The following is a 23,862-nucleotide window of genomic DNA, read 5'->3' as shown; positions in this document are numbered from 1 at the left end:
GCCGAACTACCCCCCATACGCGCGGAATCCCCCACCCGCACCATCCCGAACAGCGCACACAGCCGCTCCTGCTCAGCCCGAGCCCGCTCCCAGTCCCCCTCACGACACAGGCGATAGAGCCGTACGTACCCGTGAGGATCCACATTCCCCAGCCCGGGCACAGCCCCATCCGCCCCCATCGCCAAAGCCGTGTCGACAACAAGCTCCGACCCGGTCAGCACACTGAACCCGGACACAGCGGGATCCGTACGCGCCCCCATCACGACGGCCCGAAACCCGCCCTCGTCCCCGCTGGAGTCCTTCACCCCGGCCAGCACCCCGTCGGCCGCAAGCTCCAGCACCAAATCCGCACTCAGCTTGGTGTGGACGGACATCGGAAGGTCGTACGCGAAGACCGGCACCGGGGACCGCGAAGCGATCAGACGGTAGTGGCGGGAGATCTCCGCCGGATGCGTCCGCGTATAGAAGGGCGCGGTGACGACCACCGCGTCGGCGCCCGCATCAGTGACGTACCGGACGTGATCGAGAACCCGAGGAGTCGTCATGTCGATGGCCCCGGCGAGGACGGGCAGCTGGCCGGCGACGTGGCCGACGACCGTCTCGACTACGAGACGACGATGGCGGTCGGTCAAGTACGCCGCTTCCGACGACGACCCGAGGACGAAAAGACCGTGCACCCCACCCCCGACCAGGTGATCGACAAGCCTGATGAGCGAGGGAACGTCCACCTCGCGGTCCGGTGTCAGGGGCGTGCAGACGGGTGGAACGACACCGGTCAGCGGGGCGGGAAGGGTCATCAAGGGCTCCCTGGAAACTACTGCTCTACGACTTCTCGACTACGACTTCTCAGACTTCTCAATGGGGACGTCGGCCATGGCGGTGGCCTCCGGAACGGCGGTGATGGCCTGCGCCACCAGCTCACGCGTGGACTGCTCCTCCTCCACAGGGTGATGGCAACGAAAGCGATGCCCGGGACTCGACGCGTCCGCGAAGCCGGGCATCTGCTCGGCGCACACGTCACTCGCCTTCCAGCATCGCGTACGGAAGGGGCATCCGCTCGGCGGACGGGTCGCCGACGGTACGGGCCCGACCAGCGGAATCGGGTCGATCGGATCGAGGAGCCCGGGGGTCGCGGAGAACAGCGCACGGGTGTACGGATGCCGGGCCCGGTCCGTAACCTCGTCGGCCGGGGACTCCTCGACGATCCGCCCCAGATACATCGTGATGACGCGGTCGCTCATCCGCCGCACGGTCTGGATGTCGTGCGAGACGAAGACGAGGGCCAGGCCGAGGCGTTCCTTCAGGTCGAGGAGGAGGTTGAGGATCTGGGCGCGTACCGACACGTCCAGCGCGCTCGTCGGTTCGTCCGCCACGACCAGGTCCGGTTCGAGTGCCAACGCACGTGCGATCGCCACGCGTTGACGCTGGCCGCCGGAGAGCTGTCCGGGGAGTCCTTCCGCCAGTACGCGCGGGAGTCCGACAAGGGACATCAACTCCCTTACACGTTCCTCCCGTTGCCCGCCCGTGCCCTGCCTGTGCACATCGAGCGGGTCCCGCAGAATCTGCCGTACCGTCAGGCGGCGGTTCAGGGCGGTCGACGGGTCCTGGAAGATCATGCCGGTGTGGGCGCCGACCGTGGCTCGCCGCTCGGCAGGCTTCATCGTCCACAGGTCGCGGCCGCGGAAGGACACCGTCCCGGACGTCGGCTTCTGTACGCCCACCAGGACCTTGGCGAGCGTCGACTTGCCGCAGCCGGACTCGCCTACGACGCCCACCGTCTCGCCGGGCGCGATGGCGAGGTCGGCGCCGGTGAGGGCGTACACGCGATCGCGCGAGAACAGGCCGCCGGTGCGCGCCTTGTGGACGACGTGGGTGTCGGAGAGGGTGATGACAGGGCCGACTTCGCCGTCCTGCGTCGCCTCACCGTCCTGCTTCATGGCCCCGCTCAATTCACGGCCTCGCTTTCCGTCGTGCTTCCCGTCGGCTCGGTCGTCGCCCCAGTGGTCGTGGGCAGGACGACCGCCGGGTGGTGACAGGCGACCTCGTGGCGGCGGTGCGGGCCGGCCAGTCGGGGCGCGGTCGTACGGCACACCTCGGTCGCCATCGGGCACCGGTCGGCGAACCGGCAGCCCGCCGGGAAGTCGGCAGGGGAGGGGACGACGCCCTTGATCTGCGTCATCCGTTCGGCCGCCCCCTCCAGGGAGAGGACGCTGCCCAGCAGCCCGCGCGTGTAGTGGTGAGAGGGCGACTCCACCAGGTCCGCCGTCACCCCCGACTCCACGATCTGGCCGCCGTACATCACCACGACCCGGTCGGTGACGTCCGCGATGAGCGCGAGGTCGTGGGAGACGAGGATCAGCGCGAAGTCCAGCTCCTCGCGCAGCCTCAGCAGCAGCTCGATGATCTGGGCCTGGACCGTGACGTCCAGGGCCGTGGTCGGTTCGTCGGCGACGATCAGTTTCGGCTGGCGGGAGAGGGCCATGGCGATGAGGACGCGCTGGCGCTGGCCGCCGGACAGTTCGTGCGGGTAGCTGCGCAGGGTGCGTTCCGGGTCGAGGCCGACCAGTTCGAGGAGCTCGGCGCCCGTGCGCTTGCCGCCGCGCCGTATCACCTGCTTGAGCTGGGCGCGGATCGTCATCGCGGGGTTCAGGGAGGACAGGGCGTCCTGGTAGATCATCGCCATGTCGTGGCCGAGGAGCTTGCGCCGTACGCGCATCGGTTCGTCGACCAACTGCCGCTGGTTGAAGCGGACATGGCCGCGTACCCGGGCCCCCTTCGGCTCAAGTCCCATCACCGCGAGCGCGGTCAGCGACTTGCCGCAGCCCGACTCGCCGACCAGGCCCAGCACTTCACCGGGCTGTACGTCGAAGCTGATGCCGTCGACGATGTCCACACCCCCGTGGCGGGCATCGAAGCCGATGGCCAGGTTCTCGACGGCGAGCACCGGCTGCCCCTCGCGCAGGGGCCGGGCCCGGGAACGCAGGCGCTGGGCCGCCTCCGTAAGGCCCGGCAGTTCGAGGACCTTGCCGCTGCCCGGCTCGGGGGCCTCCAGGCGGTCCTTCTCCACGGACGTACGCGCCGCCTCCACGTCCCGCGCGGTGGGCGCCGCCCATGCGTCCGACACGCCCTCGGAGAGGATGTTCAGCGACAGCACCGTGATCAGCATGAGCAGCCCGGGGAAGACGGTCGCCCACCAGCCCCCGGTCAGCACCATGTTCTTGCCGTCCGCGATGACGCTGCCCCAGGACGGGTCCGGGGGCCGTACGCCCGCGCCGATGAACGACAGCGACGCCTCGAAGACGATGGCCTCGGCGACCTGCACCGTGCAGAACACCAGCACCGGGGCGGCGCAGTTGATGGCGACGTGCTTCAGCACGATGTGCGAGGTACGCGCCCCGATGACGCGTTCCGCGGTCACGTAGTCCTCGCCGTACTGGTCCATCACATTGGCCCGTACGACCCGTGCGATGGGCGGCGTGTAGAGGAACGCGATCGCGCCGATGAGGACCGGGATGCTGCCGCCGAACACCGCGATGAGCACGGCCGCGAGCGCGATGCCCGGGAACGCCATGATGACGTCCAGGCAGCGCATCACCGTCTCGTCGACCGCCTTGCGCGAGGTCGCCGCGATGGCGCCGAGGACCGCGCCCACGACGAGCGCGAGCCCGGTCGCGCCCAGACCGATGGCGAGGGACCAACGGGCCCCGTACATCAGCCTGCTGAGGATGTCGCGGCCCAGGCTGTCCTGGCCCATCCAGTGCTCGCCCGAGGGCGCGCCCTCGCCGTGACCGTTGTCGATCAGGGTGGCCTGGTCGAGCGGGTCGTGCGGGGCGATCAGCGGTGCGAGCAGGGCCGTCAGGACGACGATCCCGATGACGACGACGGCGATCCGGGACATCACGGGGAGCCGTTTGAATCCCCTCAGCCTGATGCCGGGCCGGGACAGGGCCTCGGTCATCCGCTTTCGAGACAGCGGCATCATGCTTCGGCACCCCTCAGACGCGGGTTGACCAGCAGATAGAGGATGTCGATGAGGAGGTTCACGATCACGAACCCGAAGGCGGTCGTCAGGACGACGCCCTGCACGACGGCCGGGTCACCGTTCTTCACGGCGTCGATCATCAGCTTCCCCATCCCCGGCAGCGAGAAGATCGTCTCGATGACGACCGCGCCGCCGAGCAGATAGCCGACCTGGAGTCCGAGCACGGTCATCGGGTTGATCAGTGCGTTGCGCAGTACGTTCCGGCCGACGACGACCACCGGCGGCAGACCGCTGCCGACGGCCGTCCGTACGTAGTCCTTGTCCAGCTCCTCGACCACGGCGGTCCGTACGATCCGGGTGAGCTTCGCGGCGACCGGCAGCGACAGCGCGAACGCCGGCAGCGTCATCGTCTTCAGCCAGCCGCTGAACGAGTCGGCCGGGTTGATGTATCCGCTGGTCGGGAACCAGCCCAGGTCCACCGCCAGATACTGGATCATCAGCAGCGCCAGCCAGAAGCCGGGCGCCGCGACCCCGGTCAGCGACACGACCCGGATCAGCTGGTCGGGCAGCCGGTCCCGATAGATCGCGGCGGTGACCCCGCCGAGCAGGGACAGCACCACCGCGATGCCGAGCCCCATGAACGTCAGCTGCATGGTGAGCGGCAGCGCGGTGGTGACCTGCTCGACGACCGGCGCCCTGGTCAGCGCGCTGACGCCCATGTCACCCCGGGCCAGGTCCGCGACGAAGGCGACGTAACGCACCGGAAGCGGGTCGAGCAGCCCATTGCGCTCCCGGAAGTCGTGCAGCTGCTCCTCGGTGGGGTTGGCGCCCTGGAAGTACGCGGACGCCGGATCGCTGTCCGAGAACCGCATCACGAGAAACACGAACAGGACGATGCCGAGCACGAGCGGGATGAGCAGGGCAATACGGCGGGCCAGAATCCTGACGATCGCGACCACTTAGGGTTCTCCTTGCTGTCCCGGCTACGCCCACTTCGCTTGGAGAAGGTTTATCCCCGGGTATGGCTGTGGCCGAATACCCGAGAGTTCCTCCGCGTCCCAGGCGGTCATCAGCTCGGTGTGGACGACCGGATAGATCACGGCGTTCTCCGCGACGATGTCGATGTATTCCTGCGTCATCTGCTTCTTCGTCTCGGCGTCGGGCTCCCGTGTGGCCTCGTCCATGCGCTTGAAGAGGTCCTTGGCCACGGAGTTGTCGGTCCAGCGGGCGTACCGCATCCAGGTGTTCTCGGGCCCGTAGTTGTAATGCATGATCAGGTCCGCGTCGAGGCCGAACTGGTTCGGATTCGAGGCGCCCGCGACGACCTGGAAGTCCTGCTTCTGGTCGAGCTTCGTGAACAGCGCGGCGGTCTCCTGCGGCTGGAGGGTCGTCTTGACGCCGACGGCGTCCCACGAGGCCTTGATGGTCGGCAGACAGTCCACGATCCAGCTCACGCTCACCGCCATGAGATTGACCGTCAGCCCGCTGACCCCGGCCTCCCTCAGTAGATCCCGGGCCTTGTCCGGGTCGTACGCGTAGACCGTGCTGGCCTTCCGGTAGCTCGGATTTCCCTCGTTGAGGAACGAGCTCGACGCTGTCCCGTGACCGCGCAGCGCGGCCTGGATCATCTTCTCCGTGTCGATCGCGTAGTGCAGCGCCTGCCGCACCCGTACGTCGTCGAAGGGCTTGTGGGCGGTGTTGAAGAGCAGGAACAGGTGATTCATTCCCGCCCCGCCCTCGACCTTGAGCCCGCCCTTCTCCAGCTGGGAGATATTGGCGTACGGAATGTTGTCGGAGATCTGCGCGCCCGCGCTGGAACCGGAGATCTTGGCGACGCGCGGCGCGGCGTCCACGATCGACAGCCAGTTCATCTTCTTGAACGCGGCCTTTCGCGGCCTGTTGTAATCGGCGAAGGCCTCGAACGACGTGTTGGACTTCGGATTGTGCGCCGTCTGCCGGTACGGCCCCGAACCGACCGCCTTCCCCGCCGTCGCGTCGTCCAGCGCACCCGGCTTGGAAAAGACGTGCTTCGGCATGATCTTCGCGAGCGTCATCCGCTGGACCCCGTCCGGGAACGGGAACTTGAGCACCAGCTCCACCGACTTCTCGTCGACCTTCCGTACCTCCTTCAGCCAGGAGCCGAAGAAGTTCTTGGCGAGCGTCGTCGTCTTGGGGTCCAGGACACGGTCGAAGGTGAAGATCACGTCGTCGGCGGTGACGGGCTGCCCGTCGTGCCACTTCGCGCCGTCCCGCAGCGTGAACCTCCAGGTGGTCGCCTGGAGATCGGCCGGGATCTCGGTCGCGAGGGCCGCGTACGGCTCACGGCTGATCGGATCGGTGTCCAGCAGCCCCTCGTAGATGTGGTGGTTGGCGGCCAGCGAGAACGCCGACGCCGTCATCAGCGGGTCCCAGCTCTGGTCGTTGCCGTAGCCGATCACCGCTGTGAGCGTCCGGTCGGCGCCCTCACCCCCGCCGCCCGTCTCGTTCGTGGACTCCGGCCCCGACGAGCAGGCGGACAGCGTCGAGCTGATCGCGGCGGCCGCGCCCAGCGCGCCGGAGTACTTCAGGAACGACCGGCGGTGCAGCGCCGGTGCATGGGTCGCGTCGCGCACGGTTCCTCCAGCAAGCAGTGGGAGATACGACGTCCTACGTCATAGGTGCAGCGTGACCATAAGAGGGGGCGTGGAGGCGGTCAAGGGATCGCGCACGAATGCCGTTTCTTCCAGAGGTGCGACCAATGTCGGTACGAAGGCAGGGAAGTTGAGCCCCGTATCTGACGGGTCGTGGAAGAAGTTTAGCCAGGAGGTGGGACGTGGGATGTCCGCCACGCGTACGATGCGGCGCATGTCTCAGGAGCCGATGCCGCAGGAGTCCGTGCCTCAGGAGCCCACGCCCCACGCGTCCGGAAACTCCTCCTTGAACTCCCTCTCCCGGGGGCAGTCCGCCGGTACGCGGCGGGTGAGCAGCCAGATCCAGCGCGAGGTCATGCAACTGATCCTCGACCGCAAGCTCCGGGCCGGCGCGCCCCTGCCCACCGAGGCCGAACTGATGGGCGCCCTCGGCGTCAGCCGCAACTCCGTCCGCGAGGCCCTCAAGGCGCTCCAGGCCCTCGACATCGTGGAGATCAGACACGGATACGGGACGTATGTCGGCCAGGCGTCCCTGACTCCCCTCGTCGACGGCCTGACCTTCCGCACGCTGGCAGCCCAGCAGGGCGACGACGGGGGCGCGCTGGCGCTCGGCGACATACTCCAGGTCCGCGAGGTGCTGGAAGAGGGGCTGATACGACGGGTCGCGGGCGTGCTGTCGGACGGGGAGCTGGACCGGCTGGAGGGCGTGGTGACGCGGATGGAGGAGGCGGGCCGGGCGGGCCTTCCCTTCCCCGAACTCGACCGCGAATTCCACGAGTTGATGTACGCGTCCCTCGGCAACGCCCTCGTTCCCCAGCTGCTGGGCGCCTTCTGGACCGTGTACCGGCGGGTCGCCGGGGTGCGGGGCTGGACGGACGATCCGACACCCGACGTCACGGTGCGACGGCACCGGGACATAGTCGTCGCCCTCAGGGCACGGGATGTCGAGGGGGCGCAGCGGGCGATGGCGGTACATTTCCGGGGAATCGAGGCGCGTGCGGCGCAGGAGTCGAGGGGGGTCGGGTGAGCGGGGTCGGGGATACGGCTCGGGACGGGGGCTGGGCGGGCGAGGCGGCCGGTGTACTGCGCTTGCCGTCAGGCCGGCTGGTACGGGGCCGGGGGTTGCGGCGCCCGCTCGCGCCGTCGGCGCCTCATCCCACGTACGCCGTCTATCTGCTGGGCAGGCAACCACCCGAAGTCCCCTGGGAAACCCGCTGGATCCGCTGGCCGGACTTCTGGCTGCCCCGTGACCGCGCGTACGCCCGCGAGGTGCTGACGGAGGCGTGGAACCGGGCGGCGGCTCCGGACGAGCGGGTCGAGATCGCCTGCGGGGGTGGCCGCGGACGTACGGGTACGGCTCTTGCCTGCCTGGCGGTCCTGGACGGCGTACCGCCGGAGGAGGCGGTGGACTTCGTACGCCGGAACTACGACCGGCATGCGGTGGAGACGCCGTGGCAGCGCAGGTATGTGCGGGGTTTCGCGGAGCCGTCGCGGGTCAGGTGAGGCGTCAGTCAGGTGAGGCGCAGGGTGATCCAGGGCACGGTGTCGCCCGGCAGCACGTACCGCTCGACCTCGACGAACCCGCGCTTCTGCGCGAACCGCAACCCGTCCTCGTTGGACGCGAGAACGACGGTCTCGATCACACCGCCGCCGAACGCCCGCGCCTGCTCCAGCCCCCGCGCGTAGATCTCCTCGCCGAAGCCCTGCCTCCGGTGGGCGGGCAGCACGCGAGCGATGACGGTGACCTCCGGCGCGTCATCGGTGGGCGGACGCACGGTCGAGCACCCCACGAGTACGTCCCCGAGATACGCGACCTCCAGGTGATACCGCTCGGCCCGCTCCCGCGCCTCCTCGATCGACATCGCCGCCGGAGGGACGATCACGTTGTGAACGTGCTGCCAGTCCTGAAGGGCGGCACCATTGTCCACATCCACTTGCTCAACACGAAGCTCGGTCACCGGGGGAGCCAATCGTGTGAGCGGGTGACCGTCAAATAGGTTTGCGGCCGTGCGTCGAGGACGCCGACGCCGGCCGGTGGTCCTTCGGCCGATTGAACGGAGCCGGAGTTCATACCTTGGTTGGTCTGTCCGTCGACCATCGGCGGACAGACCAACCGACCGTCGGCTCAACAGACTTGGGGCATGGAGAAGACCCAGGGGAGCATGGCGAGTACGGGGATCAGTCGGGCGCGGTTCATGGCCGGGGCGGTGGCGACGGTTGGGGTCGCGGGGGCGGCCGGGGGCTTCGCGGCGCCCGCGTCCGCCCACGCTCCCGCACCTGCCCCCGTCTCGGCCCGGCGCGGGCTCAAGCACCGAGGCGTCGTCTACACCGTAGGAGCCGGCGAGACACCCGGCACCGCCTGGAGTGAGCGGAGGATGCGCGAGGACGTCCGCGTGATCGGGGACGAACTGCACGCCGACTCCGTTGAGGTGACCGGGGACGGCGTCGAGCGGCTCAACGCTACGGCGAGTGAGGTGGCCGAGCGCGGACTGCACGTGTGGTTGCAGCCGACACTGGGTGACGTGCCGGAGAAGGAGATCCTCGATCACCTCGCCGAGAGCGGGCGGCACGGGGAGCAACTGCGGCGGCAGGGCGCGCAGGTCACCCTCGCCGTCGGGTGTGAGTTCTGGCTGTTCGTGCCGGGCATCGTGCCGGGGGACGACGTCCTCGAGCGGATCGAGAACCTGGAGAAGGGGAACTTCGATCTCGTGAAGATGCAGAAGCGGCTGGCCGGGTTCACCGCGAAGGCGGCGGCGGTGGGCCGGTCCGTCTTCCGCGGCAAACTCAGCTACGCCGCCGCGCAGGACGAGAGGTTCGAGAACGTCGACTGGGGGCTGTTCGACATCGTCGGCATCGACTACTACTCGTACTTCCGCCAACGAGCCGACTACGTACGGGAGTTGCGTACGTTCCTGCGCTGGGGCAAGCCCCTGGCCATCACCGAGTTCGGGACCTGCACCTTCAAGGGTGCCCCGGAGGCGGGCGGCATGGGCTGGAACATCGTCGACTACACCAAGGAACCGCCGGAGATCAAAGGCAACCCGGTCCGCAGCGAGCGCACCCAGGCCGCGTATCTCACCGATCTCCTCGACGTCTTCGAGTCGATGAACCTGCATGCGGCGATGGCCTTCGAGTTCATCACCGCCGACGCCCCGCACCGGCCCGACCGTCCGCGATACGACCTCGACCTGGCGTCCTACGCCATCGTCAAGCCCATCAAGGACCGCCCCGACGATCCGAACTCCGACTGGCACTGGGAGCCGAAGCAGGCCTTCCACGCGCTGGCCCGGCACTACGGCCGGGCGCGCTGCTGAGGCGGCCGAGGGCCGTGCTTCAGGCCCGCTCGGCGCGGAAGCGGACCGCCCCGGACTCCGGATGCAGATCCAGCGACACGTTCCCGAAGCCGGCCTTCGCCAGCCGGTCCGGAAGCCCGGCCGGATCCACCGTGTTCATCGTGTCGCGGAAGTGGAGCAGCCGGAATCCGAAACTCGGCTGGCTGTCGCACCCGGCGAAGACCCCGCCGGGCCGCAGCACGCGGTACGCCTCCGCGAAGATCCGGTCCTGCTGGGCGGCCGTTGGCACATGGTGGAGCATCACGAAGCAGACGACGGAGGAGAAACTCGCGTCCGGCAGCGGCATCGCGGCCCCGTCCGCGTGGAGGATCCGGGCCCGGTCGCCCCACTTGCGTTCCAACAGGGCCGCGGTGGCCCCGTCGATCTCGACGGCCGTGACACGCGGGACCTGCTCGATCAGTACGCGCAGGTTCGCGCCGTATCCCGGACCGATCTCCAGTACGTCGTCGCCGAGTCGGACGCCGTCCAGGGCCCAGGGAAGGATGTGATCCCTGGTCGTCCGGGCCCACTTGTCGGAGCTGCACAGTCTGCGATGTGCTCGGTTCATCGGCATGAGGCGACGGTACGAGCGGGGACGCGGTGTCCGACACGGGCTACGCTGCCGTCCCATGTCGCCAGACGGACAGCCTGCCGCCACCGCGATCTTCATCGGCCACTTCGCGATGCCGAAGGGCAGCGGGTTCGGCCGACACTGGCATACGTTCCACCAACTCGCCTGGGCGGCAAAGGGGCTGCTCCGGGTGACCAGCGAGCGCGGCGCCTGGCTGCTGCCGCCGACCCTGGCGCTGTGGATCCCCGCCGGGGTGCAGCACACCACCGAGGCCGAGGGCGACGCCGTCATGCGAAGCCCGTACGTCGACCCGGCCGCGTGCCCGGGAATCCAGTGGACCGAGCCCACGGTGGTGGCCGTGAGCCCTCTGCTCCGGGCGCTCATCGACCACCTCGTACGCATGGACCTCGCCCCGGACGCCAGGTCGCGCGCGGAGGCCGTACTCCTCGACGTGCTGCACCCCGTCCCGGTGACGAGCGTGTCCCTCACCGAGCCCCGCGACCCCCGTACGCGAGCGGTGGCCCGAGCACTCGCCGAACACCCCGCCGACGGACGCCCGTTGGAGGCCTGGGGTACCGAAGTCGGCGCGAGCGCCCGTACCCTGGCCCGCCTCTTCGTCACCGAGACGGGACTGACCTTCGGCCAGTGGCGTGAACGCCTGCGCATCCAGGCCGCGATGCCACTCCTCGCCGAGGGGCTGACGATGGAGGCGGTGGCCCGGCGGGTGGGCTACGCCTCCGCCAGCTCGTTCGTGGCGGCGTTCCGGCGGATCGTGGGGGTCACGCCCCGGCAGTACTTCCCGGTCCGCGACGGTGGGCCGCCACGCGTTCGCGTGTCGCGCAACGGCGGGAGCAGTAGCGGCGCGCCGGGCCCTGGCCCTGGGTGACATAGACGTTCTGGCAGCTGGATGAGGCGCAGACCCCGCCCGGCGGGGACTGGCGGTCCCAGAGGAGGACGGTCAGCGCCAGGCACGACGAGGCCAGGAACCACTCGTCCCAGGGGGCGTCGTCATGGCTGTCGAGGTGGGGGTGCCACGGAGTGCCGCCGCCGTGCGAGGTGAGCCGCGGCGGGCCGGTGTGCTTCAGCAGCAGGCGGTTGAGCGCGGCCGCGGCGGCGTCGACGTGCCCGGCGGCGAAGACCTCCCGGAGGAGGAGGGCGGCCGCGCGCATCCGTGCGATGTCGTCGGTGCTGATCTCGATGGGCTCCAACTCGCCGTACCCACGGAGCACTTCGGCGACGGCGTCGGGCTGCGGCTGCCGGTCGCCGGTACCGGACAGGACGTTGATCAGGGCCGCGGTGCGCCGGGCGTTGGTCAGTACGGAGTGCCGCGTCGACCAGTCGTCGGTGGGGACCATGGATCGAATGTAACGCATATTGCGAAGTTTTGAGTTACCTGCGTAACGTCATTTGGATGAAGAAGCGTTACGGGATGTGGTCCTCTCTCGCCGGAGCGGCAGCGGCGCGGACGGGCGACGACATGTCCGGCCCTGCGCTGTTGCTGGCGGGCTTCGCGATCGGGGGATCGGCCACGGAGGCGTCGTCGCTGCTGGCCGGCATCACGGTGTCGGCGGCGGTCGGCGGCCCGGTGCTCGGAGCGCTCCTCGACAGGTCCGCGAAGCCCGGCCGCCTGCTGGCCTGGGCGCTCGCCCTCTACGCGGCGGGCCTCATGGTGATCCTCCTGAGCCTCGGCCGCCTTCCGATCGAACTCACCGTCCTGATCGCGGTGTTCACGGGACTGCTCGGACCCGCCCTGTCGGGCGGCTGGACCGCCCAACTGCCGAGGGTCGTGCCCCGCGACGGGATGCCGCGCGCGAACGCGCTCGACGCGATGACGTTCAGCCTGGCGAGCCTGGTCGGCCCGGCGCTCGCCGCGGCCCTGGCGAAGCTCCTCGGAGCACCGGCCGCCGTGGTTGCGTCGGCCGCGCTGATCGCCTTCGCCCTGCCCTCGGCATGGACGCTGCCCGCGCGCCACGGTCCGAAGCGGGTGCGACCGCCAACGTCCGTGGCCGATGACCTCGCGGCCGGCTTCCGTTGCATCACCCGCACCCGGCCCCTGGCCCGGGCCACCCTCACCTCGGTCATCTCCTGCACGGGCCTGGGCATGCTGATCACCTGCACCCCGCTCCTCGGCGAACGGGCCTTCGCTTCGGCTGCCGACGGCACGCTGCTCCTGTCCTGCACCGCCGTCTCGGCACTCGCCGTCAACGCCGTACTCGCGCGCCGCCCCCGCGCGATCGCCCCGGACACGATCATCTGGACCAGCACGCTGCTTCTTGCCGTCGCGCTTCTGATGGCCGCGACCGGACATCCGGCCCTGGTCGTCGCCGCCGCCCTGGCGGCGGGCCTCGGCGAAGGCCCCCAACTCGTCGCCCTGTTCGCGGTCCGGCACCGGGAGGCACCGGAACGCCTGCGCGGCCAGGTCTTCACCACAGGCGCCAGCCTCAAGATCACCGGCTTCGCCCTCGGCGTGGCGATCGCGGGCCCGATCGCCACGCGGTCACTCCCGGCGGCGCTTCTGGCTGCCGCCGGGGTGCAGGTTGCCGCGGGTCTGAGCTTCCATGCCTTCGCTTCGGGCCGAACTGCCTCGTACGACTGAGCGGACGGACGGGCGTCGGCTCGCCTCCTCGTCCTAAGCCAGGAGTTCGACGAGGGCCAGTCCGGTATGGGGGACACCCCGGGCACGAACAGCGGGGGCAGCAGGCGGGCGGCGTCCCGCGGCAACTCGGCGCGGATCGTCCGCCGAACGTGCGGAAGCACCCCTTGCGGACGGCCGCCCATGGCATCGACCAGCAGGGAGACGAGCGTCGTGCCCGGCCGGTACGCGACCCCGACGCTCAGCCGATCGACTCGCCCCAGCCGCACCCTCGACTCCGCCACAGTTTCCTCCCCCAGGCCACGTGGTCCCACCGACCATGTCACCACGCTCCGCCCTCCGATGGACCTGCGCTTTTAGACCACCTTCGAAAGCGTTGCTCCGCGCCCGCCGACCCCGGACCCTGTACAGGGTCAGCATCGGGCAGTCCGAGTCGGGAACGCACCCGGCCCCGCGCGGGGGAGGGGGCCGAGACGACGCCACCGACACGTCTCCGGCGCTGTCTCGCCCCGCCGGTCCCGGCGGGGCGAAGTGCTGTCCACGCCTGATCGAACCGGCTCGAATGAGTGAAGCCCTGGGGGTTCGGCTTGCAGCCTTCTCTTCGTCAAGTTTAGCGAATGCTAAACTCGCGAAAGGGTTGAAGGTGGAAGAGCAGCGGGACGTTTATCTGACCGGCGAGGTGGATCAGTGGCTGAACGACCTTGAGAAGGCCGACCCGGACTCGTATGTGCTCGTCAATCAGGCGATCTGGATCCCCTGTTCGTCATCGACCCGTGGCGTTCCGCCATCCTCCTTGTAGGCGGGGACAAGTCCGGGAACTGGAGCGCCTGGTACGACGAAGCGATCCCGCCGGCCGAGCTCCGGTACGCGGAACACGTGGCTGATCGAAAGAGGGAGTCGGGGGAGTGAGCGGAGACGTCAGGTGGTCGGCCAGCGGACATCGTGAGCGGGCGGAGGAGCTGTCGGGCGGTCGGGACGCGTTCTTGGAAGGGGCTCGGCGCATGCTCGCCGAGGCTCGGGCCTGGCGGCTCGTGGACATGAGGCAGGAACGCGGTTACACCCAGGCGCAGGTGGCCGAGCGCATGGGCGTGAGCAAGGGTCGGATCTCGCAGATCGAAAGCGGTCAGGTCTCTGGTACAGACGTCGTGGCTCGGTACGTCGAGGCGCTGGGCGGCAGCCTGGTGATGGTCGCGGTCTTTGACGACGGGGAGTTGCGCAAGGTCGGTTGAATGGCCCCGGGAGTCCTGACGTTCACTTGGGGCTTGCGGTACGAGTCACTCCGCGACGGCGCCGATGAACTCCGTCCAGGCCGCCGCACCGATCACCAGCACGGGCCCGTCCATGACCTTGCTGTCCCGGACGGGGACGATGCCGGGGACTCCGTCGGCCACCTCGACGCAGTCCTCCCCGCCAGCGCCGCCGCTGTAGGTGCTCTTGCGCCAGCGGGCGGCGCCCACGAAGTCGTATGCGACCTCGACGCACGACTCGCCGTCCTCGCCGCCGCTGTAACTGCTCTTGCGCCAGTGGGCGTTGCTCAGGTCGTACTCGCGCATCGTCTGAAGTCCTCCGCCACCGATTCGATCAGGGCCAGGGACGCCTCCGGCGACAGAGCAGCGCCCCTGAGGAGATCGTAATACCCCTGGATGCGCTTCACGACGGCCGGATCGTCCAGCAGGTTCCCCGAAAGCACGCCCTCTGTATAGGCGGTTGGCGGGGCATCCTCGAACTCCATGAGCGTCATCATCTTGCCCATGGTCGGGTGCGCTCCGGCCGAGAACGGGAGTACCTGTACCAGCACCATGCGCTCGCGGATCATTGCCGCAATGTGCTCCAACTGTGCAGCCATGACGGCAGGCCCGCCGACCGGGACGCGGAGTGCAGTTTCGTGCAGGACCGCCCAATACACGGGCCGTGTAGCGTCCTTGAGGATCGGAGCCCGATCCATACGGGCCCTGACCATCTCCTCGATGTACGCCTCCGATGCGAGCGGTTTGCTGGCCAGGTAGAGCGCGCGGGCGTACTCAGGGGTTTGCAGGAGCCCCGGGACCACCGTAGGTGCCCAGTCACAGATGCTCGTTGCCAGCCGCTCCAACTCCACCACGTGCGCGAAGTACGTATACGGCTGCTCCTTGATGAGCTTTCGCCAAAGCCTCTCGAAAAAACCCTCGGTTTGTAGGACCCCGTCGATCCGCTGCGCCACATCCAACTGCGGCTTCCGAATGGCCTGTTCGAATTGCCCAATGTAGCCGCCCGACACAAAAACGCGAGAACCCAACTCGGCCTGAGTGAATCCGGCCTCCTCCCGCCGCCGTTTCAGCTCCGTACCGAAGAACTCCCAGGCCGCCTGACGTGAACCATTGGCCATGGCCAACCCCCTTGTACTGCACCGTCGTTGCTGAGCGTAGAGGTCTTCCAAAGTCTAAGCGGCCGGCGCCACCGTGGAGATGAAAAGCGTGAAACTCAAAAGCGAGGGGATCAGCACGATGGCTGACTATGAAGGTCGCGGCGTACGGCACTCGACGCGATGCGTCGAGGAGGCGGAGGAAACGGTGAAAGAGTTGCGGGAAGCACTCGTGAACGCAGGAATTAAGTTGCCGACGCTCCGGATTGACCCGGCAAGTTTGGCGCGGGAGACGCCTTGCCCGCTCATCGAATTGGGTCGGTGTTCCGTCGAGACGGCGGCACGGCTGGCGGCGGTGATCCGGTGAGGCTGCCGATCGGGGCGTACGCCTTCGATACGAAGACGGGGAAGGTGGGCGTGGTGATGGGGCACGAAGGGCCGTACGTACAGCTCAGACCGATCGGCGGCGGTCGCGAGTGGGACTGCGAACCGGGCTCGGTCCGCACAGCCACCCAGGCGGAACGCCTCCGCGCGGCCACGGCGTATGCGAACGCACGCAGCCGCGGGGAGGTCCCTTGAAGCGTGACCGCGACCGTGACCGGGGGTAACCCCTGAGGTCGGTGTGACATAGGGTGCGGGCACATGGCGATATGGAACCCGATACGGAACCTTCGCAAGCCGAAGACGGCTCGCAAGTACCCCGTGCCGCTCACCATGCACCAGCTGTGGATGGTGTCGCTCAGTGCACCCGTGAACCGCGACCGGGACACCTCGCGGACGACGTTGTACCCCTTCACCCGCATCGACGACGAGAAGGCCCGGCGGTGGCTGGCCGACCAGTGGGAGATCACTTCGCGTGAGGCGCTGGCCGGCCGGCTCGACGGTCTCTCGCGGAGCGGTTATCGCGCGCGGGCGCGACTGCGGCTCGGATTCGAACCGCTGGCGTGGGACGCCGGGCTGTACGTGGACATCTCCCGGCGGGGTTTCGCGTGCGGGCTGCTGAGCGAGGCCGAGGCGTGGACCGCGCTCAAGAACATCGTGCCGGCGGTGGTGCGGACGTACGGCTCCTGGAAGGAGTACGCCGAGCACTATCAGCTGGGGCGGATGGTGTGGCGCGAGGGCCTCCAGAGCACACGGGACGCGGACCTGCCGGCCCCGCAGGAGGTGTCCGACGCCCACCTGCAATCCCTGCTGGACCCGATGAACAAGGCCAGCCCCTGGAACATGGCGCCCTGGGAGACGATCAGCCATCCCGACCGCGCTCGCTGACTCCGTAGGCGAGAATGGGCCACATGAGTATGGGCTGCGGGGGCGCGCGATGAGTCTCTTCCGGGACGACGGTGTCGTGCTGCGGACGCAGAGGCTCGGCGAAGCCGACCGCATCATGCTGCTGTCTCGCGGGGGGCGACCCCCGCACCCCCAGCAGGAAACCCTCGGGGGCGCGCGATGAGTCTTTTTCGGGACGACGGTGTGGTCCTGCGGACGCAGAAGCTCGGCGAAGCCGACCGCATCATCACCTTGCTCACGCGCGGGCATGGGCGTGTGCGGGCCGTGGCCCGTGGAGTACGGCGTACGAAGTCGAAGTTCGGGGCGCGGCTCGAACCGTTCTCGCATGTGGACGTGCAGTTCTTCGCTCGCGGGAGCGAGCTGGTGGGGCGCGGGCTGCCGCTGTGCACGCAGAGCGAGACGATCGCTCCGTACGGTGGCGGGATCGTCGCCGACTACGCCCGCTACACCGCCGGGACGGCCATGCTGGAGACGGCCGAGCGGTTCACGGACCACGAGGGCGAGCCGGCCGTCCAGCAGTATCTGCTGCTCGTCGGCGGGCTGCGGACGCTGGCCCGCGGCGAGCACGAGCCGCATCTCGTTCTCGACGCCTTCCTGCTGCGCTCGCTTGCCGTGAACGGGTACGCGCCCAGTTTCAGCGACTGCGCGAAGTGCGGGATGGCGGGACCGAACCGGTTCTTCTCGGTCGCCGCGGGAGGTTCCGTCTGCGCGGACTGCCGGGTGCCCGGCAGCGTCGTACCCTCGGCGGGGGCCCTCGAACTGCTCGGTGCGCTGCTGACGGGGGACTGGGCCACGGCTGACGCGTGCGAGTCGCGGTACGTCCGGGAGGGCAGTGGGCTGGTGTCAGCCTATCTGCACTGGCATCTGGAGCGTGGGCTGCGGTCACTGCGTTACGTCGAGAAGTAGCGACGTAGAAGAAGCAGCAGCAGAAGCAGCGCAGTAGAAGAAGCAGTGAAGTACGAGATCTAGGAGACGAGAAGCACATGGTGGTACGCGGGATCCTGGGGCGCCAGCGCCGCGAGTACAAGACGCCGGAGCCGCATCCGTCCGGCGCCCGCGCGCCGAAGCTTCCCGGTGAGCTGATCCCGAACCATGTGGCGATCGTCATGGACGGGAACGGGCGGTGGGCCAAGGAGCGGGGGCTGCCGCGGACCGAGGGGCACCGGGTCGGGGAGGGCGTCGTGCTGGACGTTCTCAAGGGCTGCATCGAGATGGGTGTCAAGAACCTTTCCCTGTACGCCTTCTCGACGGAGAACTGGAAGCGGTCGCCGGAGGAGGTCCGCTTCCTGATGAACTTCAACCGGGACGTCATCCGGCGCCGACGTGACGAGATGGACGAACTGGGGATCCGGATCCGCTGGGTCGGCCGTATGCCCAAGCTGTGGAAGTCCGTCGTCCAGGAGCTCCAGGTCGCGCAGGAGCAGACGAAGCGGAACGACGCGATGACGCTGTACTTCTGCGTCAACTATGGCGGGCGGGCCGAACTCGCTGACGCGGCGAAGGCGTTGGCCGCGGACGTGGCCTCCGGCAAGCTTGATCCGGAGAAGGTCACCGAGAAGACCGTGCAGAAGTATCTGTACTACCCGGACATGCCGGACGTCGATCTCTTCCTTCGCCCTAGTGGTGAGCAGCGCACGTCCAACTACCTGCTCTGGCAGTCGAGTTACGCCGAGATGGTGTTCCAGGATGTGCTGTGGCCGGACTTCGATCGTCGTGACCTGTGGCGGGCGTGTGTGGAGTACGCCCAGCGGGACCGGCGGTTCGGCGGAGCGGTTCCTAATGAGGAGCTGCTTGCGATGGAGCGGGCGATGAAGGGGCGGCCCGAAAGCGGTTGATCGTCCCGCCGCCCCTACCCTCCCCCACTCTCGGCTTCGCTCGAGCGGGGGGACCCCCATCATCCCTGGGGCTACGCCCCAGACGCCCCGCAAGGGGTGGGGGTGACAGGCCGTGTCGCGGCTGTGGTTCGTTGGGGCGTTGCGGCTCCTGGGGCGCGCCCTTCAGGGGCGCGGGGCTGTATCAATGTGCGGCTCCGCCGCGCGGGCGCGACAAGCCACGACGGACCCGCACCCGACAAGGAACCCTCCGTTCAACCGCCGGAGGCAACCCGCGCCGCCGCACACTCCGCGCACGTACCGAAGATCTCCACCGTGTGCGCCACGTTCACATACCCGTGCTCCACCGCGATCGCCTCAGCCCACTTCTCGACCGCCGGCCCCTCGACCTCGACCGCCTTGCCGCACACACGGCAGACGAGATGGTGATGGTGATCACCGGTCGAGCAGCGGCGGTACACCGACTCGCCGTCGGACGTGCGCAGGACGTCCACCTCGCCGGCGTCGGCCAGGGACTGGAGTGTGCGGTACACCGTGGTGAGGCCGACGGAGTCGCCCTTGTGTTTGAGCATGTCGTGGAGTTCCTGCGCGCTGCGGAACTCGTCGACCTCGTCGAGCGCCGCCGCCACAGCGGCGCGCTGCCGGGTCGAACGGCCCCGAACGGGCGGTCCAGCGGTCGTCACCGTTGCCTCCTTAAAACTGCGGCTCGCCGGGCCATTGTGCCAGCCCGATCTGAGGGCAGTCAGACGCCGACCTTCCCGGACGAGTCACGGGTGGCCGGAATCGCGCACTCCGCCGGGTCCCCGGCGGCCTGTGCCATGGCCCGCGCCCGGCGCCGGTTCAGCGGTGTGGCCAGTGCCGTCAGCGCGATGAACGCCCCGATGGTCAGCAGGACAATTGTCGCGCCGGGCGGCACGTCCTGGTAGTACGAGGTGACCGTGCCGCCGATCGTCACGCTCACACCGATGGCCACGGCGATCGCGAACGTGGCCACGAAGCTACGGCTCAACTGCTGCGCGGCGGCGACCGGTACGACCATCAGAGCCGAGACCAGAAGCAGGCCCACGACCCGCATCGCGACCGTCACCGTGACGGCCGCCGTGACCGCTGTCAGGAGGTTCAGGGCGCGCACCGGCAGCCCGGTCACCCGCGCGAACTCCTCGTCCTGGCTCACCGCGAACAACTGCCGGCGCAGGCCGAGAGTGACGAGAACCACGAAAGCCGCCAGCAGGCAGATCGCCGTGACGTCGCTCTCGCTCACCGTCGACAGCGAGCCGAAGAGATACGAGGTCAGGTTGGCGTTGGAGCCGCCCGGCGCGAGGTTGATGAACATCACGCCGCCCGCCATACCGCCATAGAAGAGCATGGCGAGGGCGATGTCGCCGCGCGTCCTGCCGTACCAGCGGATCAGCTCCATCAGCACCGCGCCCACCACCGACACGAGCGTCGCCATCCAGACCGGGGACCAGGACAGCAGGAAGCCGAGGCCCACACCCGTCATCGCGACGTGGCCGATTCCGTCTCCCATCAGGGCCTGGCGGCGCTGCACGAGGTAGATGCCGACGGCGGGCGCGGTGATGCCGACGAGTACGGCGGCGAGCAGGGCCCGCTGCATGAAGGCGTAATCGAGGATGTCCATGGCCGGTCCTTTTGCTTCCTCAGCTCAGCAGGCCCGTGCGGACCGGTTCGGCGTCGTGCGCCGCGTGCGGGTGTACGTGGTCGTGGCCGGGCAGGGCATGCTGGCCGACCGCGGGCGGGGGCGGGCCGTCGTGCGCCACGCAGCCGTCGCGCAGGACGACCGCGCGCTTGATCAACGGCTCCAGCGGACCCAACTCGTGCAGCACCAGAAGTACGGAGGCGCCCTGGCCGACCTGCTCGCGCAGGGTCTCGGCGAGCATCTCCTGACTGGCGTGATCGACGCCCGCCATCGGCTCGTCCATGATCAGCAGGTCCGGCTGGGAGGCGAGGGCACGGGCGATGAGTACGCGCTGATGCTGGCCGCCCGACAGCGCGTTGACGGACTGCTTGGCGTGGTCCGCCATGCCGACCAGTTCGAGGGCCTGGTGGACGGCCTCGCGGTCCGCCTTGCGCAGCATTCCGAAGCGGGCCCGGGACAGCCGCCCGGACGACACGACCTCGGTCACCGTCGCGGGCACCCCGCCCGCGGCCGTCGTGCGCTGCGGTACGTACCCCACGCGCCCCCAGTCGCGGAAACGGCGCCGTGGCGTGCCGAACAGCTCGATCTCGCCGCGGGTGACCGGGACCTGACCGATGACCGTGCGGACGGCCGTGGACTTGCCGGAGCCGTTCGCGCCGAGCAGCGCGACGACCTCACCGTGGTGCACGGTGAGGTCGATTCCGCGCAGGACGGGGCGTGAGCCGAGTTCGGCCGTCACTCCGCGCAGGGATATGACGGGTTCCCCGGGCCGGTCAGCCTTCATGGCTCGCGCCTTCCGTTCGCTGCTTCATATCGCGTGCACACTCGCGTGCACCGAACGCGATCACTTCGTGCCGAGAGCCTTCTCCAGCGCCGTCAGGTTCGCCTGCATGACCTGGAAGTAGTCGTCGCCCTTGGACTTGTCGGTGATGCCCTCGAGAGGGTCGAGTACATCAGTCTTGAGACCGGCGTCCGCGGCCAGGGTCTTCGCGGTCTTGTCGGAGACCAGGGTCTCGTAGAAGACGGTGGTGACGCCGTCCGCCTTCGCCTCCTGCTGGAGCTCCTTGACCCGCGCCGCGCTCGGCTCGCTGTCCGGCTCCAGGCCGGCGATGGCCTCCATGGTCAGGCCGTAGCGCTGGGCGAGATAGCCGAAGGCCGCGTGGTTGGTGAAGAAGACCTTCGTCTTCGTGTTCTTGAGGCCGTCCTCGTACGCCGTGTCGAGGTCGTCCAGCTTCTTCACGAGGTCGGCGGTGTTCTTCTTGTAGTCCGCCGCGTTGTCCGGGTCCTCCTTCTCGAGGGCCTTGCCCACGCCCTCGGCGACCTCGGCGTACTTCACCGGGTCCAGCCAGACGTGCGGATCGAGGGTCGACTCCTCCTCGCCCGCGTGCTCCTCCTCGGCGGCGTGCTCCTCTTCGCCCTCGCCGTGCCCGTGGCTGTCCTCGGTGCCGAGGTCCTCGAGCTTCGTCAGCGTGGCCGCGTCGACCTTCGTCTTGACCTCGGACTGCCCCACCGCTTCGTCGACGGAGGGCTGCAGGCCCTTCAGATAGAGGACCGCGTCCGCCTCCTGGAGCTTCGCGGTCTGCTGGGCGCTGATCTCCAGGTCGTGCGGCTCCTGGCCGGGCTCCGTCAGGGAGGTCACACTGACATGGTCCCCGCCGATCTCCTCCGCGAGGAACTGCAGCGGATAGAACGACGCCACGACGTCGAGCTTCCCGCCACCGTCCTCACCCTCCGCGGCGTTGGAGTCGGACGAGCAGGCGGAGAGGGTGCCGATCGCGAGGGCGGTGGCCGCCAGTGCCGCGGTCCCGGCGGTGTTTATTCGAGAGGCGGCAAGGCGTCGTCGTACGTTCATGACACCCATTTTCAATGAAAGTGGAAACGATTGTCAACAAGCGTCCTGGTAAGAGGCGGGTAAACCCTGCGTAGACGCTTCTGTCCGTCCGAGACCCGAACCGATTTGATCCGGGGGGAGGGCCCGCCGGTAATCTGAAGCATTCGCACCTGAAGCATTCGCTCCTGAAGCATCCGCTCCTGAAGCATCCGCTTCGTCGCCGTCGTCGTAATGAAGAGAGCACCGTGGCCGCCGACAAGATCGACACCATCGTCAGCCTGAGCAAGCGCCGTGGCTTCGTCTACCCGTGCAGTGAGATCTACGGCGGCCAGCGCGCCGCCTGGGACTACGGGCCGCTGGGTGTCGAGCTCAAGGAGAACATCAAGCGCCAGTGGTGGCGCTACATGGTGACGTCGCGCGAGGACGTCGTCGGTATCGACTCCTCGGTGATCCTGGCGACCGAGGTCTGGGTGGCCTCCGGTCACGTCGCGACCTTCACTGACCCGCTCACCGAGTGCACCTCCTGTCACAAGCGGTTCCGCGCGGACCACCTGGAGGAGGCGTACGAGGCCAAGCACGGCCGTCCGCCCGAGAACGGCCTCGCCGACGTCAACTGCCCGCACTGCGGCAACAAGGGCCAGTTCACCGAGCCCAAGCAGTTCTCCGGCCTGCTCTCCACGCACCTCGGCCCCACGCAGGACAGCGGCTCCGTCGCCTACCTGCGCCCCGAGACCGCGCAGGGCATCTTCACCAACTTCGCCCAGGTCCAGCAGACCTCGCGCCGCAAGCCGCCGTTCGGCATCGGCCAGATGGGCAAGTCCTTCCGCAACGAGATCACGCCCGGCAACTTCATCTTCCGGACCCGCGAGTTCGAGCAGATGGAGATGGAGTTCTTCGTCAAGCCGGGCGAGGACGAGAAGTGGCAGGAGTACTGGATGCAGGAGCGCTGGAACTGGTACACCGGCCTGGGCCTGCGCGAGGAGAACATGCGGTGGTACGAGCACCCGGCCGAGAAGCTCTCCCACTACTCGAAGCGCACGGCCGACATCGAGTACCGCTTCCAGTTCGGCGGCAACGAGTGGGGTGAGCTGGAGGGCGTTGCCAACCGCACGGACTACGACCTCACCGCGCACTCCAAGGCCTCCGGCCAGGACCTCTCCTACTTCGACCAGGAGGCCGGCGAGCGCTGGACTCCGTACGTCATCGAGCCCGCGGCCGGTGTCGGCCGCGCCATGCTCGCGTTCCTGCTGGACGCGTACATCGAGGACGAGGCGCCCAACGCCAAGGGCAAGATGGAGAAGCGTACGGTGCTGCGGCTCGACCCGCGGCTTGCGCCGGTCAAGGTGGCGGTGCTGCCGCTGTCGCGGAATCCTGAGCTGTCGCCGAAGGCCAAGGGGCTGGCTTCGGCGCTGCGGCAGCACTGGAACATCGAGTTCGACGATGCGGGGGCCATTGGTCGCCGTTATCGGCGGCAGGATGAGATCGGTACGCCGTTCTGTGTGACCGTTGACTTCGACACGCTCGACGACAATGCGGTCACTGTGCGCGAGCGGGACTCGATGAAGCAGGAACGTGTTTCGCTGGACCAGATTGAGGGTTACCTGGCGAGTCGGCTGATCGGCTGTTAGTTCGCCCCCGCCGCCCCTGCCCGTCCCATCCCTGGGGCTGCGCCCCAGACCCCCTCCCGCGTCTGCCTGGCTGGGCTGGTTTGGGCGGCTGCGGGTTGTTCGTGGCTGGTCGCGCCCGCGCGGCGGAGCCGCACATTGATACAGCCCCGCGCCCCTAAAAGCGCGCGGTTCGCCGCCC

At 68.6% G+C, this 23,862-nt stretch carries 27 protein-coding genes; 13 read left to right on the top strand and 14 right to left on the bottom strand.

From position 1 onward, the window contains the following. The 5 genes from ACYVO6_RS29690 to ACYVO6_RS29670 all read right to left on the bottom strand — a co-directional run. Positions 1-797, bottom strand: a 797-nt coding sequence (locus ACYVO6_RS29690) for a dihydrodipicolinate synthase family protein (RefSeq protein WP_461066480.1), incomplete at its 3' end; no start/stop codon positions are given. 39 nt (positions 798-836) lie between these two features. Further along, positions 837-1,937, bottom strand: coding sequence for an ABC transporter ATP-binding protein (locus ACYVO6_RS29685; protein WP_461066478.1), 1,101 nt, complete (start codon positions 1,935-1,937; stop codon positions 837-839). An 8-nt stretch (positions 1,938-1,945) separates the two neighbouring features. Then, positions 1,946-3,979, bottom strand: a complete 2,034-nt coding sequence (locus ACYVO6_RS29680; protein WP_461066488.1) for a dipeptide/oligopeptide/nickel ABC transporter permease/ATP-binding protein — start codon at positions 3,977-3,979, stop codon at positions 1,946-1,948. Next, positions 3,979-4,941 (bottom strand): ABC transporter permease, encoded by a 963-nt coding sequence (locus ACYVO6_RS29675; RefSeq protein WP_461066476.1) that lies wholly within the window; start codon positions 4,939-4,941, stop codon positions 3,979-3,981. Before ACYVO6_RS29675 ends, ACYVO6_RS29680 begins: the two co-directional genes overlap by 1 nt. A gap of 24 nt (positions 4,942-4,965) precedes the next feature. After that, positions 4,966-6,594: an ABC transporter substrate-binding protein gene (locus ACYVO6_RS29670; protein WP_461066474.1), complete on the bottom strand. Its 1,629-nt coding sequence runs from the start codon at positions 6,592-6,594 to the stop codon at positions 4,966-4,968. A 346-nt stretch (positions 6,595-6,940) separates the two neighbouring features. Here ACYVO6_RS29670 and ACYVO6_RS29665 point away from each other — a divergent pair, with 346 nt between their 5' ends. Beyond that, the gene (locus tag ACYVO6_RS29665) at positions 6,941-7,639 is read left to right on the top strand and encodes a FadR/GntR family transcriptional regulator (protein WP_461066486.1); all 699 of its coding nucleotides are present in this window, start codon (positions 6,941-6,943) and stop codon (positions 7,637-7,639) included. Beyond that, positions 7,636-8,115 (top strand): protein-tyrosine phosphatase family protein, encoded by a 480-nt coding sequence (locus ACYVO6_RS29660; protein ID WP_461066472.1) that lies wholly within the window; start codon positions 7,636-7,638, stop codon positions 8,113-8,115. The genes ACYVO6_RS29665 and ACYVO6_RS29660 overlap by 4 nt, the downstream gene beginning before the upstream one ends. 8 nt (positions 8,116-8,123) lie before the next feature. On the opposite strand, the gene ACYVO6_RS29655 is transcribed toward ACYVO6_RS29660, so the two are convergent. Then, positions 8,124-8,570, bottom strand: coding sequence for a GNAT family N-acetyltransferase (locus ACYVO6_RS29655; protein WP_461066470.1), 447 nt, complete (start codon positions 8,568-8,570; stop codon positions 8,124-8,126). 183 nt (positions 8,571-8,753) lie between these two features. Between ACYVO6_RS29655 and ACYVO6_RS29650 the strand changes: the two genes are divergently transcribed. Further along, positions 8,754-9,926 carry an abortive phage infection protein gene (locus ACYVO6_RS29650; protein WP_461066468.1) on the top strand — a complete coding sequence of 391 codons (1,173 nt, stop codon included), beginning with the start codon at positions 8,754-8,756 and terminating at the stop codon, positions 9,924-9,926. A 19-nt stretch (positions 9,927-9,945) separates the two neighbouring features. Here ACYVO6_RS29650 and ACYVO6_RS29645 read toward each other — a convergent pair whose 3' ends face one another. After that, complete coding sequence (locus ACYVO6_RS29645; protein WP_461066466.1) at positions 9,946-10,518, bottom strand: class I SAM-dependent methyltransferase; 573 nt, start codon at positions 10,516-10,518, stop codon at positions 9,946-9,948. A 55-nt stretch (positions 10,519-10,573) separates the two neighbouring features. Between ACYVO6_RS29645 and ACYVO6_RS29640 the strand changes: the two genes are divergently transcribed. Continuing rightward, entirely contained in the window at positions 10,574-11,401 is an 828-nt protein-coding gene (locus ACYVO6_RS29640; RefSeq protein ID WP_461066464.1) for an AraC family transcriptional regulator, read from the top strand. Here ACYVO6_RS29640 and ACYVO6_RS29635 read toward each other — a convergent pair. Continuing rightward, positions 11,295-11,870 (bottom strand): CGNR zinc finger domain-containing protein, encoded by a 576-nt coding sequence (locus tag ACYVO6_RS29635; protein ID WP_461066462.1) that lies wholly within the window; start codon positions 11,868-11,870, stop codon positions 11,295-11,297. The genes ACYVO6_RS29640 and ACYVO6_RS29635 overlap by 107 nt on opposite strands. Before the next feature lie 56 nt (positions 11,871-11,926). Here ACYVO6_RS29635 and ACYVO6_RS29630 point away from each other — a divergent pair, with 56 nt between their 5' ends. The 3 genes from ACYVO6_RS29630 (at position 11,927) to ACYVO6_RS29620 (ending at position 14,337) form a co-directional block, all read left to right on the top strand. Beyond that, positions 11,927-13,111: an MFS transporter gene (locus ACYVO6_RS29630; protein WP_461066460.1), complete on the top strand. Its 1,185-nt coding sequence runs from the start codon at positions 11,927-11,929 to the stop codon at positions 13,109-13,111. A 559-nt stretch (positions 13,112-13,670) separates the two neighbouring features. Beyond that, positions 13,671-13,907 carry a hypothetical protein gene (locus ACYVO6_RS29625; RefSeq protein WP_461066458.1) on the top strand — a complete coding sequence of 79 codons (237 nt, stop codon included), beginning with the start codon at positions 13,671-13,673 and terminating at the stop codon, positions 13,905-13,907. A 106-nt stretch (positions 13,908-14,013) separates the two neighbouring features. Then, complete coding sequence (locus ACYVO6_RS29620) at positions 14,014-14,337, top strand: helix-turn-helix domain-containing protein (RefSeq protein ID WP_461066456.1); 324 nt, start codon at positions 14,014-14,016, stop codon at positions 14,335-14,337. 45 nt (positions 14,338-14,382) lie between these two features. Here ACYVO6_RS29620 and ACYVO6_RS29615 read toward each other — a convergent pair whose 3' ends face one another. Both ACYVO6_RS29615 and ACYVO6_RS29610 read right to left on the bottom strand, forming a co-directional pair. Beyond that, a complete protein-coding gene (locus ACYVO6_RS29615; protein WP_461066454.1) occupies positions 14,383-14,661 on the bottom strand; it encodes a DUF397 domain-containing protein in 279 nt (92 codons plus the stop codon). Continuing rightward, a complete protein-coding gene (locus ACYVO6_RS29610; RefSeq protein WP_461066452.1) occupies positions 14,643-15,473 on the bottom strand; it encodes a helix-turn-helix domain-containing protein in 831 nt (276 codons plus the stop codon). Before ACYVO6_RS29610 ends, ACYVO6_RS29615 begins: the two co-directional genes overlap by 19 nt. Before the next feature lie 88 nt (positions 15,474-15,561). Between ACYVO6_RS29610 and ACYVO6_RS29605 the strand changes: the two genes are divergently transcribed. From ACYVO6_RS29605 to ACYVO6_RS29585, 5 genes are all read left to right on the top strand, one after another. Beyond that, positions 15,562-15,816 (top strand): hypothetical protein, encoded by a 255-nt coding sequence (locus ACYVO6_RS29605; RefSeq protein WP_461066450.1) that lies wholly within the window; start codon positions 15,562-15,564, stop codon positions 15,814-15,816. Then, a complete protein-coding gene (locus tag ACYVO6_RS29600; protein WP_165343788.1) occupies positions 15,813-16,028 on the top strand; it encodes a hypothetical protein in 216 nt (71 codons plus the stop codon). Before ACYVO6_RS29605 ends, ACYVO6_RS29600 begins: the two co-directional genes overlap by 4 nt. Positions 16,029-16,091: 63 nt before the next feature. Then, the gene (locus ACYVO6_RS29595; protein WP_461066448.1) at positions 16,092-16,718 is read left to right on the top strand and encodes a DUF1266 domain-containing protein; all 627 of its coding nucleotides are present in this window, start codon (positions 16,092-16,094) and stop codon (positions 16,716-16,718) included. 177 nt (positions 16,719-16,895) lie between these two features. Continuing rightward, positions 16,896-17,642 carry a DNA repair protein RecO gene (recO, locus tag ACYVO6_RS29590; protein ID WP_461066446.1) on the top strand — a complete coding sequence of 249 codons (747 nt, stop codon included), beginning with the start codon at positions 16,896-16,898 and terminating at the stop codon, positions 17,640-17,642. Between the two features lie 77 nt (positions 17,643-17,719). After that, positions 17,720-18,571: an isoprenyl transferase gene (locus ACYVO6_RS29585; protein WP_461066444.1), complete on the top strand. Its 852-nt coding sequence runs from the start codon at positions 17,720-17,722 to the stop codon at positions 18,569-18,571. Positions 18,572-18,822: 251 nt separating this feature from the next. Here ACYVO6_RS29585 and ACYVO6_RS29580 read toward each other — a convergent pair whose 3' ends face one another. Genes ACYVO6_RS29580 through ACYVO6_RS29565 form a run of 4 tightly spaced genes read right to left on the bottom strand, consistent with a single transcriptional unit; the run spans position 18,823 to position 22,077 of the window. Then, a complete protein-coding gene (locus ACYVO6_RS29580; RefSeq protein WP_461066442.1) occupies positions 18,823-19,251 on the bottom strand; it encodes a Fur family transcriptional regulator in 429 nt (142 codons plus the stop codon). 59 nt (positions 19,252-19,310) lie between these two features. Continuing rightward, positions 19,311-20,207 carry a metal ABC transporter permease gene (locus ACYVO6_RS29575; RefSeq protein WP_461066440.1) on the bottom strand — a complete coding sequence of 299 codons (897 nt, stop codon included), beginning with the start codon at positions 20,205-20,207 and terminating at the stop codon, positions 19,311-19,313. 19 nt (positions 20,208-20,226) lie between these two features. Further along, positions 20,227-21,009, bottom strand: a complete 783-nt coding sequence (locus ACYVO6_RS29570) for a metal ABC transporter ATP-binding protein (protein WP_461066438.1) — start codon at positions 21,007-21,009, stop codon at positions 20,227-20,229. Positions 21,010-21,069: 60 nt separating this feature from the next. Further along, on the bottom strand, positions 21,070-22,077 hold the full coding sequence (locus ACYVO6_RS29565) for a zinc ABC transporter substrate-binding protein (protein WP_461066436.1): 1,008 nt from the start codon (positions 22,075-22,077) through the stop codon (positions 21,070-21,072). A gap of 224 nt (positions 22,078-22,301) precedes the next feature. Between ACYVO6_RS29565 and ACYVO6_RS29560 the strand changes: the two genes are divergently transcribed. Beyond that, entirely contained in the window at positions 22,302-23,684 is a 1,383-nt protein-coding gene (locus tag ACYVO6_RS29560; RefSeq protein ID WP_461066434.1) for a glycine--tRNA ligase, read from the top strand. The last annotated feature ends 178 nt before the right edge of the window (positions 23,685-23,862 follow it).

The sequence above is a fragment of the Streptomyces pseudoechinosporeus genome, assembly GCF_054783935.1.
The sequence above is the reverse complement of the archived record's forward strand: the minus strand, read 5'-3'. Positions and strand labels throughout refer to the sequence as shown.

Coding starts and splice junctions, on each gene's coding strand:
- ACYVO6_RS29685 (WP_461066478.1), bottom strand. CDS start 1,937: ATGAAGCAGGACGGTGAGGCGACGCAGGACGGCGAAGTCGGCCCTGTC.
- ACYVO6_RS29680 (WP_461066488.1), bottom strand. CDS start 3,979: ATGCCGCTGTCTCGAAAGCGGATGACCGAGGCCCTGTCCCGGCCCGGC.
- ACYVO6_RS29650 (WP_461066468.1), top strand. CDS start 8,754: ATGGAGAAGACCCAGGGGAGCATGGCGAGTACGGGGATCAGTCGGGCG.
- ACYVO6_RS29645 (WP_461066466.1), bottom strand. CDS start 10,518: ATGCCGATGAACCGAGCACATCGCAGACTGTGCAGCTCCGACAAGTGG.
- ACYVO6_RS29640 (WP_461066464.1), top strand. CDS start 10,574: ATGTCGCCAGACGGACAGCCTGCCGCCACCGCGATCTTCATCGGCCAC.
- ACYVO6_RS29635 (WP_461066462.1), bottom strand. CDS start 11,870: ATGGTCCCCACCGACGACTGGTCGACGCGGCACTCCGTACTGACCAAC.
- ACYVO6_RS29630 (WP_461066460.1), top strand. CDS start 11,927: ATGAAGAAGCGTTACGGGATGTGGTCCTCTCTCGCCGGAGCGGCAGCG.
- ACYVO6_RS29625 (WP_461066458.1), top strand. CDS start 13,671: ATGAGTGAAGCCCTGGGGGTTCGGCTTGCAGCCTTCTCTTCGTCAAGT.
- ACYVO6_RS29615 (WP_461066454.1), bottom strand. CDS start 14,661: ATGCGCGAGTACGACCTGAGCAACGCCCACTGGCGCAAGAGCAGTTAC.
- ACYVO6_RS29610 (WP_461066452.1), bottom strand. CDS start 15,473: ATGGCCAATGGTTCACGTCAGGCGGCCTGGGAGTTCTTCGGTACGGAG.
- ACYVO6_RS29595 (WP_461066448.1), top strand. CDS start 16,092: ATGGCGATATGGAACCCGATACGGAACCTTCGCAAGCCGAAGACGGCT.
- recO (WP_461066446.1), top strand. CDS start 16,896: ATGAGTCTTTTTCGGGACGACGGTGTGGTCCTGCGGACGCAGAAGCTC.
- ACYVO6_RS29585 (WP_461066444.1), top strand. CDS start 17,720: ATGGTGGTACGCGGGATCCTGGGGCGCCAGCGCCGCGAGTACAAGACG.
- ACYVO6_RS29575 (WP_461066440.1), bottom strand. CDS start 20,207: ATGGACATCCTCGATTACGCCTTCATGCAGCGGGCCCTGCTCGCCGCC.
- ACYVO6_RS29570 (WP_461066438.1), bottom strand. CDS start 21,009: ATGAAGGCTGACCGGCCCGGGGAACCCGTCATATCCCTGCGCGGAGTG.
- ACYVO6_RS29565 (WP_461066436.1), bottom strand. CDS start 22,077: ATGAACGTACGACGACGCCTTGCCGCCTCTCGAATAAACACCGCCGGG.